The organism is Micromonospora sp. WMMD882 (genome assembly GCF_027497255.1).
Taxonomy (GTDB): Bacteria; Actinomycetota; Actinomycetes; order Mycobacteriales; family Micromonosporaceae; genus Micromonospora.
On record NZ_CP114903.1, the window covers coordinates 6199450 to 6215052 of the forward strand.

Annotated in this window: 10 protein-coding genes and 1 pseudogene; 10 read left to right on the plus strand and 1 reads right to left on the minus strand. The window is 73.8% G+C overall.

Annotated features, from left to right (window positions below):
• Positions 1–106: 106 nt before the first annotated feature.
• Both O7606_RS26880 and ppdK read left to right on the plus strand, forming a co-directional pair.
• Positions 107–859 (plus strand): response regulator transcription factor, encoded by a 753-nt coding sequence (locus tag O7606_RS26880; RefSeq protein ID WP_281596778.1) that lies wholly within the window; start codon positions 107–109, stop codon positions 857–859.
• Between the two features lie 331 nt (positions 860–1190).
• Positions 1191–3899: a pyruvate, phosphate dikinase gene (ppdK, locus tag O7606_RS26885; RefSeq protein ID WP_281596779.1), complete on the plus strand. Its 2709-nt coding sequence runs from the start codon at positions 1191–1193 to the stop codon at positions 3897–3899.
• Here the strand turns inward: ppdK and O7606_RS26890 are convergent, their stop codons facing one another.
• Positions 3900–4391 carry a roadblock/LC7 domain-containing protein gene (locus O7606_RS26890; RefSeq protein ID WP_281596780.1) on the minus strand — a complete coding sequence of 164 codons (492 nt, stop codon included), beginning with the start codon at positions 4389–4391 and terminating at the stop codon, positions 3900–3902. It abuts the gene before it with no gap.
• Positions 4392–4838: 447 nt separating this feature from the next.
• Between O7606_RS26890 and O7606_RS26895 the strand changes: the two genes are divergently transcribed.
• The 8 genes and pseudogenes from O7606_RS26895 to O7606_RS26930 all read left to right on the plus strand — a co-directional run bounded on the left by O7606_RS26895 (position 4839) and on the right by O7606_RS26930 (position 15601).
• A complete protein-coding gene (locus O7606_RS26895; protein ID WP_281599903.1) occupies positions 4839–6071 on the plus strand; it encodes a deoxyguanosinetriphosphate triphosphohydrolase in 1233 nt (410 codons plus the stop codon).
• Between the two features lie 101 nt (positions 6072–6172).
• The gene (locus tag O7606_RS26900; RefSeq protein WP_281596781.1) at positions 6173–7006 is read left to right on the plus strand and encodes a siderophore-interacting protein; all 834 of its coding nucleotides are present in this window, start codon (positions 6173–6175) and stop codon (positions 7004–7006) included.
• Positions 7007–7095: 89 nt separating this feature from the next.
• Positions 7096–8727 (plus strand): BCCT family transporter, encoded by a 1632-nt coding sequence (locus tag O7606_RS26905; RefSeq protein WP_281596782.1) that lies wholly within the window; start codon positions 7096–7098, stop codon positions 8725–8727.
• A gap of 77 nt (positions 8728–8804) precedes the next feature.
• A pseudogene (gene dnaG, locus O7606_RS26910) lies at positions 8805–10686 on the plus strand (DNA primase).
• A complete protein-coding gene (locus tag O7606_RS26915) occupies positions 10686–11207 on the plus strand; it encodes a hypothetical protein (RefSeq protein ID WP_281596783.1) in 522 nt (173 codons plus the stop codon). Before dnaG ends, O7606_RS26915 begins: the two are co-directional and overlap by 1 nt.
• Before the next feature lie 170 nt (positions 11208–11377).
• Entirely contained in the window at positions 11378–12847 is a 1470-nt protein-coding gene (locus O7606_RS26920; protein WP_281596784.1) for a thioesterase domain-containing protein, read from the plus strand.
• 86 nt (positions 12848–12933) lie between these two features.
• Complete coding sequence (locus tag O7606_RS26925) at positions 12934–14076, plus strand: YhjD/YihY/BrkB family envelope integrity protein (RefSeq protein WP_281596785.1); 1143 nt, start codon at positions 12934–12936, stop codon at positions 14074–14076.
• A gap of 346 nt (positions 14077–14422) precedes the next feature.
• A complete protein-coding gene (locus O7606_RS26930) occupies positions 14423–15601 on the plus strand; it encodes an ROK family transcriptional regulator (RefSeq protein ID WP_281596786.1) in 1179 nt (392 codons plus the stop codon).
• Positions 15602–15603 lie beyond the last annotated feature (2 nt).

Consider the following 15603-nt stretch of genomic DNA (forward strand, 5'->3'; position numbering starts at 1 on the left):
GGAGTGCACGCGGATTGCGAGTCGTCTCTGCCACTGTCGACCCGCACGTCCGGCTGTCAGCGCACGCCGGACCCGGACCGCTGCTCGGGGGCGCGAGGTGGAAGAGATGGCCGCAGGCGGGTCGCCGCTGGAGCCGGGCCGGGCCCGTGGCCCGCGCCGTGACCCGGTCGACCGGCACCTCGCCGTCGTGCCGTCGGCCGGCGGTACGGCGGATCCGGCGATCCGGGTGGCCGTGCTGGACGACCAGCCGGTGTTCCGGCTGGGGCTGACGGCCGTGCTGGACGCGCTGCCCGACCTGGGCGTGGTGGCCGCCGCCGACGACGTCGACGGCGTGGTGGCCGTGGTGGCCCGGCACCGGCCGGACGTGGTCGTCCTCGACCTGACGGGCGGGGGCGCCGTGGTCGCGGCGGCCGTCCGTGCGGTCCTGGCCCGCCTTCCCGGTGTGGGCGTGCTGGTGGTGAGTGGGCGCGACGACCCGGAGTCGGTCGTGGTGGCGCTGCGGGCCGGGGCCCGCGGCTACCTGCACAAGGGGGCCGGGCCGGCCGAGTTGGAGCGGGCGGTGCGGGCGGTGGCCCACGGCGAGGTGCTGTTGGCGTCGCGGGTCGCCGCCCGGGCGGTGGAGCGGCTCTGCGCCGGACGCGTCGACGCGCCCCCGCCGTTTCCGGAGCTGACCGGTCGGGAGCGGCAGGTGCTCGACCTGGTCGCCCAGGGGCTGGGCAACGTGCTGGTCGCCCGGCGGCTGTCGGTGAGCCCGAAGACGGTCCGCAACCATCTCTCCAATGTGCTGCACAAGCTCCAGGCCACCGACCGGGGCCAGGCGATCCGGCTGGCCCGCCGGGCCGGGCTGGGCCGGCTCTGAGCCCGGGCCGGGCTGGGCTGGGCCGCTTCCGAGCCCGGGCCGGGCCGGCGTTGAGGCTGCGGCTGGCCGACCTGACCTGGGCGCGGGTCCGCGCCGGTCCGGGCTGAGCTGCGTGAACCTGCGCGTGGGATCGTTCCCAGAAACCCGTACGAACGCGGATAGTCGTGATGACTGTGCCTATTGTCACCGAACGGACCCACAGGGGCGGCCGGTCGCTTAACCTTCGCCCACCGGTGGCCCGTCCGACCTGCGCGTTCGTGGCGTTCGGCCCGTGGCGACCGGCGAGCGAACTCTCGTCAAGTGTCCAACGGCGTACGCGTGGGAGGTTCTGGTGGCTGTGCAGGAGACGGTGGGACACAAGTACGTCTACGACTTCGCCGAGGGCAACCGGGACCTCAAGGAGCTGCTTGGCGGCAAGGGGGCGAACCTGGCGGAGATGACCAACCTGGGTCTGCCGGTGCCGCCGGGCTTCACCGTCACCACCGAGGCGTGCCAGGCGTACCTGGCCACCGGGCGGGAGCCGGACGGCCTCGCCGACCAGATGGCCGTCCACCTGACCGCCCTGGAGCGGCAGATGGGCCGGCGGCTCGGCGACCCGGACGACCCGCTGCTGGTCTCCGTCCGCTCCGGGGCGAAGTTCTCCATGCCCGGGATGATGGAGACGGTGCTCAACGTCGGTCTCAACGACCGCAGCGTGGTGGGGCTCTCCGCGCAGGCCGGCGGGAACGACAGGTTCGCCTGGGACTCGTACCGGCGGCTGATCCAGATGTTCGGCAAGACCGTGTGCGAGGTGCCGGGCGAGGAGTTCGAGCACGCCCTCGACGAGGCCAAACGCGCCAGGGACACCACCGACGACCTGGACCTGACCGCCGACGACCTGCGGGCGCTCGTCGACACGTACAAGAAGGTGTTCCGCGCGCACACCGGCCGGGACTTCCCGCAGGAGCCCCGCGAGCAGCTCGACCTGGCCGTCCGGGCGGTGTTCGAGTCCTGGAACGCCGAGCGGGCGGTGCTCTACCGGCGGCAGGAACGCATCCCCGCCGACCTCGGTACCGCGGTCAACGTGGTCGCGATGGTCTTCGGCAACCTCGGCCCGGACTCGGGCACCGGGGTCGCCTTCACCCGTGACCCGGCCAGCGGCGCGCAGGGCGTCTACGGCGACTACCTGGCCAACGCCCAGGGCGAGGACGTGGTCGCCGGCATCCGCAACACCGTCCCGTTGCAGGAGCTGGAACGGATCGACAAAGCGTCGTACGACGAGCTGCTCGACATCATGGCCCGGCTGGAGCGGCACTACCGTGACCTGTGCGACATCGAGTTCACCATCGAGCGCGGCAAGCTGTGGATGCTGCAGACCCGGGTGGGCAAGCGCACCGCCGCGGCGGCCTTCGTCATCGCCGGTCAGCTCGTCGACGAGGGGCTGATCGACCTGGACGAGGCGACGCACCGGGTCACCGGCGCGCAACTGGCCCAGCTCATGTTCCCCCGGTTCCAGCTCGACCACGACTTCGCGCCGGTGGCGCAGGGGGTCGGCGCGTCCCCCGGCGCGGCCTCCGGGAAGGTGGTCTTCACCACCGCCCGGGCGGTGGAACTGGCCGGCGCGGGGGAGAAGGTCGTCCTGGTCCGGCGGGAGACCAACCCGGACGACCTGCCGGGCATGATCGCCGCCCAGGGCATCCTCACCTCGCGCGGCGGCAAGACCAGCCACGCGGCGGTGGTCGCCCGGGGCATGGGAAAGACCTGCGTCTCCGGCGCGGACGAGATCGACGTGAACGTCCCGGCACGGCGGTTCACCGTGGGCGGACACACCGTCGTCGAGGGCGACGTGGTGTCGGTCGACGGCACCACCGGCAGGGTCTACCTCGGCGAGGTGCCGGTGACGCCGTCGGAGGTGGTGCAGTACTTCGAGGGCACGCTCGACCCGGCCACCACCGACGACGCGCTGGTACGGGCCGTGCACCGGATCATGACGCACGCCGACGGGCGGCGGCGGCTGGCGGTGCGGACCAACGCCGACACCGGCGCGGACGCCGCCCGGGCCCGGCGTTTCGGCGCGGAGGGCATCGGGTTGTGCCGCACCGAGCACATGTTCCTCGGCGACCGCCGGGAGCTGGTCGAGCGGCTGATCCTGGCGCGCGCCGACGACGAGCGGGAGGCCGCCCTCGCCGCCCTGCTGCCGTTGCAGCGGGCCGACTTCGTGGACATCTTCCGGGAGATGGACGGGCTGCCGGTCACCGTCCGGCTGATCGACCCGCCGTTGCACGAGTTCCTTCCCCCGCTGGAGCAGCTCGCGGTGAACGTCGCCGTCGCCCAGGAACGCGGCGAGGACGTGGCCCAGGAGGAGGCGCTGCTGGCCGCCGTCCGGCGGATGCACGAGGAGAACCCGATGCTCGGCCTGCGGGGCGTGCGCCTCGGGCTGGTGATCCCCGGCCTGTTCGCGATGCAGGTCCGGGCGATCACCGAGGCGGCCGTCGAGTGCGCCGGCCGCGGCGTCACCGCCCGACCGGAGATCATGGTCCCGCTGGTCGGCGCGGTCCAGGAGCTGGAGACGGTACGCGCCGAAGCCGAGAAGATCATCGCCGAGGTGGTCCGGGACGCCGGAATCGAGGTGCTGATCGGCACCATGATCGAGGTGCCCCGGGCCGCCCTGACCGCCGGCCAGATCGCCGAGGCGGCGCAGTTCTTCTCGTTCGGCACCAACGACCTGACCCAGATGGCCTGGGGTTTCTCCCGGGACGACGTGGAGGGGGCGTTCTTCTGGCGCTACCTGGAGCTGGGCATCTTCGGCATCTCGCCGTTCGAGTCGATCGACCGGGACGGGGTGGGCCGACTGGTGCGCATCGCCGCAGAGGAGGGCCGGGCCGCCCGGCCGGACCTCAAGCTCGGCGTCTGCGGCGAGCACGGCGGCGACCCGGAGTCGGTGCGCTTCTTCCACGCCGTCGGGCTGGACTACGTCTCCTGTTCGCCGTTCCGGGTGCCGGTCGCCCGGCTGGAGGCGGCCCGCGCCGTCGTCGAGACCGACGGCTCCGACAGCCGCTGATCAGACCGGTGGACGTCGCCAGGCCGGCGCGGCGCGCAGCAGGTGCCGGGGAACCGTCGCCATCGGCGTGCGGGTGACCAGCGGGCGGGGCACGACCGGCGTGGGGACGGCGTACCCGACCCGGTGCGCGTCGACGATCTCGCCGACCCGCCCGGCCGCCGCCCGCGCCGGCTCGCGCAGCGCCCCGGGGTCGGCCTGCGCGCCGACGACCAGGACCAGCAGCGCGTGCCCGCCGGCCGGGTGCACGACCACGTGACCGGCCGTCGTCCGGACCACCTGCTCGCGGAACTCGCCCTGCTCCACCGCGAGGGCGAACCGCTGGCCGAGGCCGAAGCTCGCGGCGGCGAGCGCGGCGAGGTGGGTGGCCGCCGGCTCGGTCAGGTCGCTGGCGACCAACAGACCGTCCGTGCCGGCCAGGACGACGCCGGACACCTCGGGCCGACCGGCCCGCAGCAGCCGCAACTCCGCGTCGATCAACGCGTCAGCGTCCACGATCGCCCTCCCGGGTGCTCGGGTCACCGCCGCGTGGCGTCGGTGACGTTCCGCTCCTGGGACGTTACCGGCGGCCACTGGTCCCCGTGGTCCCGCAGCGGTCCGCGATCGGTCCACACCTCCAGGCCCGTTCGGTCGATGCGTGCTCCGCCGAACCGTCGCTCCGGCTGGGAGGGTGGGGGTGACCTGGGTCGGTCGTCGTCACCGCGCCGGCCGCCGCCGGTCGGCGTAACCTGGGCTGGCCCGAGACACCGTGGTCCGCAGCGAAGGAAGGCCCGATGACCAGCGTGGGGGAGCGCCCGACGAGCGACGCCGATGGTCCGGCCCGACGCGCCCGCCGGTGGGCCGGGCCCGCCGGCCCCGGGGGGAACGGGTTCCGCGTGTTCCGCCAGCGCGAGCAGACCGGCTGAGCGGGCGGTGGACCCCGACGTCGACCCGGCGGCTGCCGTGGCCCGCCCGGGCGACGGCGACACGCGGCGGTGGGTGGCCGAGTCGCCGAAGGACACCGGGCACGGTCGCGGCCCGTACGAGCGGGACCGGGCGCGGGTGCTGCACTCGGCGGCGTTCCGTCGGCTCGCCGCGAAGACCCAGGTGCACACCGCCGGCACCGACGACTTCCTGCGTACCCGGCTGACCCACTCGCTGGAGGTGGCGCAGATCGCCCGGGAGATGGGCGCCCGCCTGGGCTGTGATCCGGACGTGGTGGACGTCGCCGGGCTGGCCCACGACCTGGGGCACCCGCCGTTCGGGCACAACGGCGAGGCGGCCCTGGACGCGCTGGCCGCCGAGTGCGGCGGATTCGAGGGCAACGCGCAGACCCTGCGCGTGCTCACCCGGTTGGAGGCCAAGGTGCTCGCCCCGGACGGCACGTCGGCCGGGCTCAACCTGACCCGGGCGTCCCTCGACGCGGTCAGCAAGTATCCCTGGCCGCGCCGCCCCGGCCAGGTGAAGTTCGGCGTGTACCCGGACGACCGGGCGGTCTTCGACTGGCTGCGGGCCGGCGCGCCCACCGGTCGACGCTGCCTGGAGGCGCAGGTCATGGACTGGGCCGACGACGTGGCGTACTCGGTGCACGACGTGGAGGACGGCATCCACGGCGGGTACGTCACGCTCCGGCCGCTGCGGCACGACGCCGACGAGCAGGCGGCCCTCTGCGCGGACGTGGCGGCGGTCTACTCCGGGGAGTCCGCCGCGGACCTGGCCGACGTGCTGGCGGAGCTGCTCGCCGACCCGGTGCTCGCCCCGGTCGTCGACCACGACGGCAGCCATCGGGCGCAGGTGGCGCTGAAGGCGACGACCAGCATGCTGACCGGGCGGTTCGTGGCCGCGGCGGTGGCGGCGACCCGGGAGCGGTACGGCCCCGGGCCGCACCACAGGTACGCCGCCGACCTGGTCGTGCCCCGCCGCACGCGCGCCGAGTGCGCGCTGCTCAAGGGCATCGCTCTGCGGTACGTGATGCGCGGTCCCGGGGCGGGCGCCCGGTACGCCCGCCAGCGGGAGCTGCTGGGCGGGCTGGTGGCGGCGCTGGTGGCGCGGGGCGGGGACGCCCTGGACCCGGTGTTCGCGCCGTGGTGGCGGGCCGCCCCGGACGACGCCGCCCGGCTGCGGGTGGTGGTCGACCAGGTCGCGTCGCTGACCGACCCGGCCGCGGTGGCCTGGCACCGTCGACTGGTCACCTGAGCCACCCGCCCGCCCTGACGCCGTCGACCGACCGTCCGACGCCCCGCCCGGGGCCGTCGACCGACCGTCCGTCGTCGTCGGGGCGGGGTTAGCCTGACGCCATGAGCGACCGTCCGAAGAAGGTCACCACCGCCCACGTCGTCCGCGCCGACCGCCTCACCCGGTACGTGATCCGCCTGGTCGTGGGCGGTGACGAGCTGGTCGGCCTGCCGCTGGGCGAGCACACCGACCACTACGTGAAGCTGCTGTTCCCCCGGCCCGGGGTGTCGTATCCGACGCCGTTCGACCTCGCCGCGATCCGCCGGGACCTGCCCGCCGAGCAGTGGCCCCGGCTGCGGGCGTACACCGTGCGGGCCTGGGATCCGGTGGCGGCCCGGATGACCATCGACATCGTGCACCACGGCGACGAGGGGGTGGCCGGTCCGTGGGCGGCCGGGTTGCGGCCCGGCGACCCGGTCCACTTCACCGGCCCCGGCGGCGCGTACGCGCCGAGCCCGGAGGCCGACTGGCACCTGCTCGTCGGCGACGAGAGCGCCCTGCCGGCGATCGCGGCGGCGCTGGAGCGGCTGCCGGCCGGCGTGCCGGCCCGGGTCTTCGTGGAGGTCGACGGGCCGGCGGACGAGCAGCCGCTGCCCAGTCCCGGCGCGGTCGACCTGGTCTGGCTGCACCGGGGCGACCGGCCGGTCGGCGAGGCCCTGGTCGACGCGGTCCGCGCGCTGGCGTTCCCGTCGGGCGTGGTGCACGCCTTCGTGCACGGTGAGGCGACCTTCGTCCGGGAGCTGCGCAGGCTGCTGCGCGTCGAGCGGGGGGTGTCCCGGGAGATGCTGTCGATCTCCGGCTACTGGCGGCGTGGCTTCGACGACGAGGGCTGGCGGTCGAGCAAGCCGGACTGGAACCGTCAGATCGAGCGGGAGGAGACCGCCGCGATCCACTGAGCCCGGGGTGGAAGGGCATCCGGCATCGGGATGAGGATGACGAATGGTATGCATGGCGCATCATTCGCGATTCTGGCAGGGTGGGCAGCATGGTCGAGGAGAAGTCACGTCCCGCGAGCCGGGCCGCCGACCCCCTGGTGCTCGCGCTCGGCGTCGGCGGGGTGCTGGCCGTGGTCGTCTGGGGCGTGGCCGGCCGGGACTCCCTGGCCTCGTTCGGCACCTCCGGCCTGGCCTGGGTGATCGACACCTTCGGCTGGTTCTTCGTGGTGGCCGCGGACGCGTTCCTGGTGCTCGCCGTGGTGCTCGCGGTGTCCCGGTTCGGTCGGGTCCGGCTCGGCGCCGACGACGAGGAGCCGGAGTTCTCCGGCCTCGCCTGGGTGGCCATGATGTTCAGCGCCGGCATGGGCATCGGTCTGGTCTTCTTCGCCGTGGCCGAGCCGATCCAGCACTACGCCACGCCACCGCCGGCCAGCGGGGTCGAGCCGCAGACCGGCGCGGCCGGGGCGGCGGCCATGCAGTACACCCTCTTCCACTGGACCCTGCACCCGTGGGGCATCTACGCCGTGGTGGCGCTCGCGCTGGCGTACTCGACCTTCCGGCGGGGTCGGGACAACCGGATCTCGGCGGCCTTCACCCCGCTGCTCGGTCGGCGGGCCGACGGCGTGGCCGGTCGGGTGATCGACCTGCTGGCCGTCTTCGCCACCGTCTTCGGCTCGGCGACCAGCCTGGGTCTCGGCGCGCTCCAGGTCGCCGCCGGGCTGGACCTCGTCGCCGGGGTGCCGGACACCACCACCGTCGAGCTGGTGGTGATCGGAGCGTTGACGCTGGCCTTCGTCGTCTCCGCCTTCTCCGGCCTGCACCGGGGCATCAAGTGGCTCTCCACCACGAACGTGCTGCTGGCGGTCGGGCTGCTGCTGTTCGTCTTCGTGCTCGGCCCGACCATCTACACCCTGGAGGTCCTGCCCGCCGCCGTCGGCGACTACCTGAGCGACCTGGTCACCATGTCCACCCGGACCGGGGCGTTCTCCGACCCGTCCTGGCTCGGCGGCTGGACGATCTTCTACTGGGCCTGGTGGATCTCCTGGGCGCCGTTCGTCGGCGTCTTCATCGCCCGGATCTCCCGGGGTCGGACCATCCGGCAGTTCCTGATCGGGGTGCTGCTCGTGCCGAGCGGGGCCAGCGCGGTCTGGTTCGCGGTGCTCGGCGGCAGCGCGCTGCGCGCCCAGGCCACCGGCGCCCGGGACCTGGTGGCCGACGCGGCGGCCAGCAGCGAGCAGGCGCTGTTCGGGCTGCTCGACACGCTGCCGCTGGCCACCGTCACCAGCGTGCTGGCCATGGTGCTGATCTCGATCTACTTCGTGACCAGCGCCGACTCCGCCTCGCTGGTGCTCGGCTCGCTGAGCTCCCGGGGGGCGCTGCGGCCGTACCGGCCGGTGGTGGTCCTCTGGGGGGTGCTGATCGGCGCGGTCGCCGCGGTGCTGCTGCTGGTCGGCGGGCTCGACGCGTTGCAGCAGGCCACCATCATGGTGGCCCTGCCGTTCGTGGTGGTGATGCTCGGTCTCGCCGTGGCGCTGCTGCGCGACCTGGCCCGGGATCCGCTGGTCCAGCCGACCCGGACCCGCCGCCCGGCCGGCCTGGCCACGGCGGTGCGGGCCGCCCGGTCGTACGAGGACGAGGACCCGCCCTCGGTCACCCGGCACTTCTGGCGGCGCGGCTCCTGACCGCCGCCCGCCGGGTCCGTCGACGGCGGTCACCCCTCCGAACCCCGCCGGGCCGGTCGCCGGTCCGGCAGGGCAGGATGTACGCCGAGGGGGTGACCGATGGCGGGACGGATCCGGGACGAGGACATCGCGCTGGTCCGGGAGCGCACCTCGATCGGGGACGTCATCTCGGAGACGGTCACCCTGCGCTCGGCCGGCGGCGGCAACCTCAAGGGCCTCTGCCCGTTCCACGACGAGAAGAGCCCCTCGTTCAACGTCTCGCCGGCCCGTAACGTCTTCTACTGCTTCGGCTGCGGCGTCGGCGGCGACGCGATCAAGTTCCTGATGGACGCCGAGCACCTCAGCTTCGTCGAGTCGGTGGAGCGGCTGGCCGCCCGCGCCGGCATTCAGCTCCGGTACGTCGAGGACGGCAAGCCGGCGCCGCGCGCGCGGCAGCAGCAGGGCCAGCGGCAACGGCTGGTCGCCGCGCACGCCGCCGCCGCCGAGTTCTACGCCGCCCAGCTCGGCACGGCCGGGGCCCGTCCGGCCCGCGAGTTCCTCGCCGAGCGCGGTTTCGACCGGGCCGCCGCCCAGCGGTACGGCTGTGGTTTCGCCCCGGACGCCTGGGACCTGCTCACGAAGCATCTGCGTCAGCAGGGGTTCAGCCACGACGAGCTGGTCACCGCCGGGCTGTCCCGGCCGGCCCGGTCCGGCTCGCTGATCGACCGGTTCCGCCGCCGGCTGCTCTGGCCCATCCGGGACCTCGCCGGCGACGTGATCGGTTTCGGGGCGCGCAAGCTGTTCGACGACGACGACGGACCGAAGTACCTGAACACCCCCGAAACGCCGATCTACAAGAAGTCGCACGTGCTGTACGGCCTCGACCAGGCCAAACGGGAGATCGCCAGGCAGGGGCGGGTGGTGGTCGTCGAGGGGTACACCGACGTGATGGCCTGCCACCTGGCTGGCGTGAGCACCGCCGTGGCGACCTGCGGCACCGCCTTCGGCGCGGACCACATCGGCGTGCTGCGCCGGCTGCTGCTGGACACCGACGACGTGGCCGGCGAGGTCATCTTCACCTTCGACGGGGACGCCGCCGGCCAGAAGGCCGCGCTGCGCGCCTTCGACGACGACCAGCGGTTCGTCGGGCGGACGTTCATCGCGGTCAGCCCGGACAACATGGACCCGTGCGAGCTGCGGCTGGCAAAGGGCGACCTGGCCGTCCGGGATCTGGTGGCCCGCCGCGAGCCGCTCGTGGACTTCGCGTTGCGGCACGTGATCAGCCGGTTCGACCTGGACACCGTGGACGGTCGGGTGGAGGCGATGCGCCGGGCCGCCCCGCTGGTGGCGAAGCTCAAGGACGCCGAGAAGCGTCCCGAGTACGTCCGCAAGCTTGCCGGTGACCTCGGCATGGAGATCGAGCCGGTGCAGCGGGCGGTGGCCGCCGCCGGGGCCGATCCGGGCCGGGAGGGGCGTCCCGCGCCGGTCCGGCGGGGGCCGGCGGTGGACAGCCCGCAGTCGATGGTCGAGCGGGAGGCGCTGAAGCTGGCCCTCCAGGAGCCGGTGCTGGCCGGCCCGATGTTCGACGCGGTCGACGCGGACGCGTACCGGCATCCGGTACACCAGGTGGTGCGGTCGGCGGTCGCGGCGGTCGGCGGGGTGACGGCGGCGACCGGCGGGGCGGTCTGGATCGGCCAGGTCCAGGACGCCTGCCCCGACCTGGGCGCGCAGGCGCTGGTCGCCGAGCTGGCGGTGGAGCCGCTGCGGATCGACGGCGAGCCCGATCCCCGGTACGTGTCGGTCACGCTGGCCACGTTGCAGTGGGGCTCGGTGACCGGCCGGATCAGGGAGCTCAAGTCCAGGATCCAGCGGGTGAACCCGGTGGCGGAGAAGGACGAGTACTTCGCGCTCTTCGGGGAGCTGCTGTCGTTGGAGCAGCACGCCCGGGCGCTGCGCGAGCAGGCGGCGGGAGGTCTGTGATGGGGCTGTTCCAGCGTCGGCGCAGACTTCCGGCCGCGCGCCGGCCGGCGTTGGCGGCGCACGAGCGGGTGCTCGCCTGGGCCGGGGTCGGTGACTCCGGCGACGGCGTGGTGGCCGCCACCAATCTGGGGCTCTGGCTGCCCGGCCGGGCCGAGCGGCTGGGATGGCACGACGTCCTCAAGGCGGTGTGGTCCGGGCGGGAGCTGACCGTGACCCCGGCCGAGCCGGTCGCGGAGCGGGACGGCTGGCTGGTGGTCGCCGACGCGCCCGTGCTGACGTACCTGCTGCTCGACCCGGGGGAGTTGCCGCACCAGGTGCGCGCCCGGGTGACGAAGTCGGTGGGGTACACCGCGCACCATCAGGTGCCCGGCGGGGCGGGTCGGATCGCCGCCCGGCGGGTGCCCGGCGTGGACGGGTTGACGTGGACGGTCCGCTACGACCCGGGCACCCCGGTCGACGACCCCGAGGTGGTCGCGGAGACCGGTCGACTGGTGGCTGCCGCCCGGTCCGCCCTCGCCTGATCACCATTTTGTTTCCGGCCTGTTCCGAATAGTCGACAGGGCCGACGGAAAAGATGATCAGTCACGCCGAGTGACTTGGCGCACACCTCCGGCTCGACCGGCAACTCCCCTTCCTCGACCGGTTCGCGCCCCACGGTCTCGCGCCCTCGGCGCTGTGGCCCGCGTTCGGCATGACCGAGACCTGCGCCGGCAGCATCTACTCCACCGACTTCCCGGCCGCCGACACCGGCCAAAAGTTCGCCAACCTCGGCACCTGCGTGCCCGGCCTGCGGATGCGCGTGGTGGACGACCAGGACCGCGAGCTGCCCCCCCCGGCCAGGTGGGCGAGCTCCAGCTCACCGGCCCGATGGTCACCCCCGGCCACCACCGCGACGAGCCGGCCACCCGGGCCGCCTTCACCGCCGACGGCTGCCCGCCGGTTGGGCGTGACGGATCTGGAGATCATCACGGTGCCGACCGCGCCGAGCGTCCGCGCCCTGGCCGCGCGGCCCACCGACGACGCCGCCGTCCAACGGCCGTACGACCCGGTCGTCACGTTGCAGGGCAGCGGGGACAGGACGCCGCTGTTCTGCGTGCACCCCGGGGTCGGCGAGGTGCTGGTCTTCGTGAACCTCGCCAGGTACTTCGTCGGCGACCGGCCGTTCCACGCGCTGCGGACCCGGGGCTTCAACGCCGGCGAGACCCCGTTCGCCAGCATGGCCGAGATGGTCGACACGTACCTCACGGCCATCCGGTCCCGGCAACCGCACGGCCCGTACGCGGTCGCCGGCTACTCGTACGGCGGGGCGGTGGCCTTCGAGATCGCCAAACGGCTGGAGGCCGAGGGCGAGCGGGTCGACTTCGTCGGCAGCTTCAACCTGCCACCGCACATCAAGTACCGGATGAACGAGCTCGACTTCGTCGAGACCGCCACCAACCTGGCGTTCTTCCTCGCACTGATCGACAAGAGACAGTCCCTCGACCTGCCCGACCAGCTCCGTGGGCTACCCCGCGAGGAGCAGTTGGCCCACCTCGTCGGCATCGCGCCCAAGGAACGGCTGGCCGAGCTGGACCTCGACCTGGCCAAGTTCACCGCCTGGGCGGAGCTGGCCGACCGGCTCACCGACCTGGGCCGCCGTTCACGGCGCAGGCCGAGGCGTCCCTGGCGGCGGCCCTCGACGCCGTCCGCGACCTCGCGGGGTCGAGCGCCGGGCCGTCGGCGTCGCGGTGATCGTCCCGGCCGGCCCCCGGCCCGGATCGGCCTGACCACCGGCGACGGCCTACCGGACCGGCCGTCGCCCCCATCCGACACACCGACACCTCGCCCCGGGAGGCTCCATGTTCATCGCGCTCGTCGTCCTGTCCCTGCTCCTCGCTGTCGCGTTCGTCGTCATCGGGCTCTTCAAGGTGTTCAACGTGCCCCAGGCCGCCGAGTCGGCGCGGCACCTGGGGTTGTCGACCAACCTGTCCCGCCTGATCGGCCTGCTCGAACTGGCCGCCGCCGCCGGGCTGGTGATCGGCATCGGCGTCGGTCGGGTGGCCGCCCCGGCGTGGCCACCCGGACGCTCGCGCGGGCGCCCGACCCGGTCTCGCGGACCCGCGCCGAGCGGGGCGGTGAGCGGGGCGCCCACGTGGGCGCCCCGGCCCGCGGGTGGGTGTGACATCGGGTCGGTCCCCGCGATGGTGGGTTATCCGGTCGGCCGGTGGGGCATGACGAGGAGGAGACAGCCGACCTGAGGGAGGGGCGATGGCCTCCGACGAGCCCACCGGCCGCGGATCGCGGCGCGACCGTGCGGTGACCACCGCCGACCGGGACGACGTCGACCGGCCGGGCCGGACCGGCGCCGACCGCCCGACCGGCGCCGACCGCCCGACCGGCGCCGACCGCCCGACCCGGGCCGACGACGACCCGGACCGCCCGGCCGGGGGACGGAACCGCCCGGTGGGGCCGGGCGACGGCCCGGACAGCCCGACCGAGCTGTCCGGCACCGGCTGGCTGGACACGCTGCGCCGGACGTTCCGGGAGTTCTCCGACGACAGCCTCACCGACTGGGCGGCGGCCCTGACGTACTACGGCGTGCTGTCGATCTTCCCCGGGCTGCTGGTGCTGATCTCCCTGCTCGGGCTGCTCGGCCAGAACGCCACCGACGAGGTCCGGGACACGGTCACCGAGGCGGTGCCGGAGGAGAACATCCGCGCCATCATCGAGGGCGCCATCGACCAGGCGGGCGCCTCCGGTGGGCTGGCCAGCGTCGCGGCGGTGATCGGTCTGCTGGCCGCGTTCTGGTCGGCCTCCGGCTACGTCGCCGCGTTCATGCGCGCGTCGAACTCCATCTACGACGTGCCCGAGGGGCGGCCGATCTGGAAGACCCTGCCGATCCGGGTCGGGGTGACCGCCGTGATCGGAGTGCTGCTGCTGGTCAGCGCGGTCATCGTGATCTTCACGGGTCGGCTGGCCGAGGCCGCCGGCGAGGCGATCGGGCTCGGCTCGACCACTGTCGCGGTGTGGAACGTGGCCAAGTGGCCGGTGTTGCTGATCCTGGTGAGCCTGATGTTCGCCATCCTGTACTGGGCGTCGCCGAACGCCCGGCACGGCGGGTTCCGCTGGGTCAGCCCGGGCGGGGTGCTCGCGGTGGTGCTCTGGGTGGCGATCTCCGGCCTGTTCGCCTTCTACGTCAGCAACTTCGGCTCGTACAACAAGACGTACGGGGCGCTCGCCGGCGTGATCATTTTCCTGGTCTGGCTCTGGTTGAGCAACATCGCCATCCTGCTGGGCGCGGAGTTCGACGCCGAGCTCGAACGGAGTCGGGCCATCGCGGCCGGGCACCCGCCGGACCGGGAGCCGTACGTCGAGCTGCGGGACGACCGTAAGCTCCGCAAGAAGCGCTGACCTGCTCCGCCGCGCCCGGGAGGGCGTCCGACGAGAGCCCGACGAGTCCCGCGACGAGCCGGCCGCCGACCAGGCGGCCGGCTCGTCGGCTGTCGACCGGCGCTCCCCGCCAGCGGAGGGCCGGCGCGGGCGGCGCCCGGCCCCGGGCGGCCGAGAGCCGCCCCGGGCGGTCGGGGCGGCGCCCGTGGCGTCGGAGCGACACCATCCGTAGCTTTTGTCCGAGAAGACAAAAGTTGGAGCCTGATTCGCTGAAGCCCTAGACACGTGCTGCGGAAGACTCCTACTGTGTCGGGCACAACACATCGACATTCCGTCGATGTGAACGGCTGGAATCGAGGTGAGCCTGGTGCGGACGGCCGACCACCTGCACCTGCGGCTGCTGCGGTTGCTGCGCGACGAGGGCGCGGTGTCCCGGGCGGAGCTCGCCGACCGGCTCCAGATGCCCCGGCCACGACTGCTCGCCGAGCTCGACCGACTGGTCACGCTCGGCTACGTGGCCGAGGCCGGTCTGGCCGCCTCCCGGGGCGGTCGCCGGTCCACCCTGGTCGAGCTGAATCCCAGGCTGCGCTTCGCGGCGGTGGACATGGGCGCCAGCTCGATCGACGTCGAGGTGGTCGACGGCCGGCTCGAACCGGTCGCCGCGTACGCCGAGCCGGCCGACATCCGGTCCGGGCCCAAGGCGACGATGCACCGGGTCAACGAGCTGCTGCACAAGGCGAAGGCCGACGGGGTGTACGAGCGGCTCGACGCGATCGGCGTCGGCTTGCCCGGCCCGGTGAGCTTCCGCGACGGCGTGCCGGTCTCGCCGCCGATCATGCCGGGCTGGGACCGGTTCCCGGTGCGCGAGCTGCTGACCCGGGAACACGGCTGCCCGGCGGTGGTCGACAACGACGTCAACATCATGGCCATCGGCGAGCGGCACGGCGGCGTGGCGCACTCGGTGGACGACTTCCTCTTCATCAAGATCGGCACCGGCATCGGGTGCGGCATCTACCTCAGCGGCGAGGTCTACCGGGGCACCGACGGCTGTGCCGGCGACATCGGGCACATCCAGGTCGACCCGAACGGTCCGATGTGCTCCTGCGGCAACGCCGGCTGCCTGGAGGCGCTGTTCAGCGGCGCGGCCCTGGCCCGGGAGGCGACCGTCGCCGCGCGCGGCGGGTCGTCCCCGGCCCTGGCGGAGCGGCTGGCCGACCGCGGCGCGGTCAGCGCCCTCGACGTCGCGCTGGGCGCGGTGGAGGGGGACGTGACCTGCATCCAGCTCATCCGCGACGGCGGGCGGCGGGTCGGTGGCGTGCTGGCCGGACTGGTCAGCTTCACCAACCCGTCCATGATCGTGATCGGTGGCGGGCTGGCCCAGCTCGGGCACATCCTGCTCGCCGAGATCCGCAGCGTGGTCTACCGCCGGTCGCTCCCGCTCGCCACCGGCAACCTGCCGGTGGTCCTCTCCGAGCTGGGGTCGCGGGCCGGGGTCGCCGGGGCGGCGGTGCTCGCCAGCGACGTCGCCTTCCTCGAGGCGTCATGAGC

Excerpts from the sequence above, each read along its gene's own strand:
- O7606_RS26880 (WP_281596778.1), top strand. The coding sequence starts at position 107 with ATGGCCGCAGGCGGGTCGCCGCTGGAGCCGGGCCGGGCCCGTGGCCCG.
- O7606_RS26915 (WP_281596783.1), top strand. The coding sequence starts at position 10,686 with ATGGGGCTGTTCCAGCGTCGGCGCAGACTTCCGGCCGCGCGCCGGCCG.
- O7606_RS26925 (WP_281596785.1), top strand. The coding sequence starts at position 12,934 with ATGGCCTCCGACGAGCCCACCGGCCGCGGATCGCGGCGCGACCGTGCG.
- O7606_RS26920 (WP_281596784.1), top strand. The coding sequence starts at position 11,378 with ATGACCGAGACCTGCGCCGGCAGCATCTACTCCACCGACTTCCCGGCC.
- O7606_RS26905 (WP_281596782.1), top strand. The coding sequence starts at position 7,096 with ATGGTCGAGGAGAAGTCACGTCCCGCGAGCCGGGCCGCCGACCCCCTG.
- O7606_RS26900 (WP_281596781.1), top strand. The coding sequence starts at position 6,173 with ATGAGCGACCGTCCGAAGAAGGTCACCACCGCCCACGTCGTCCGCGCC.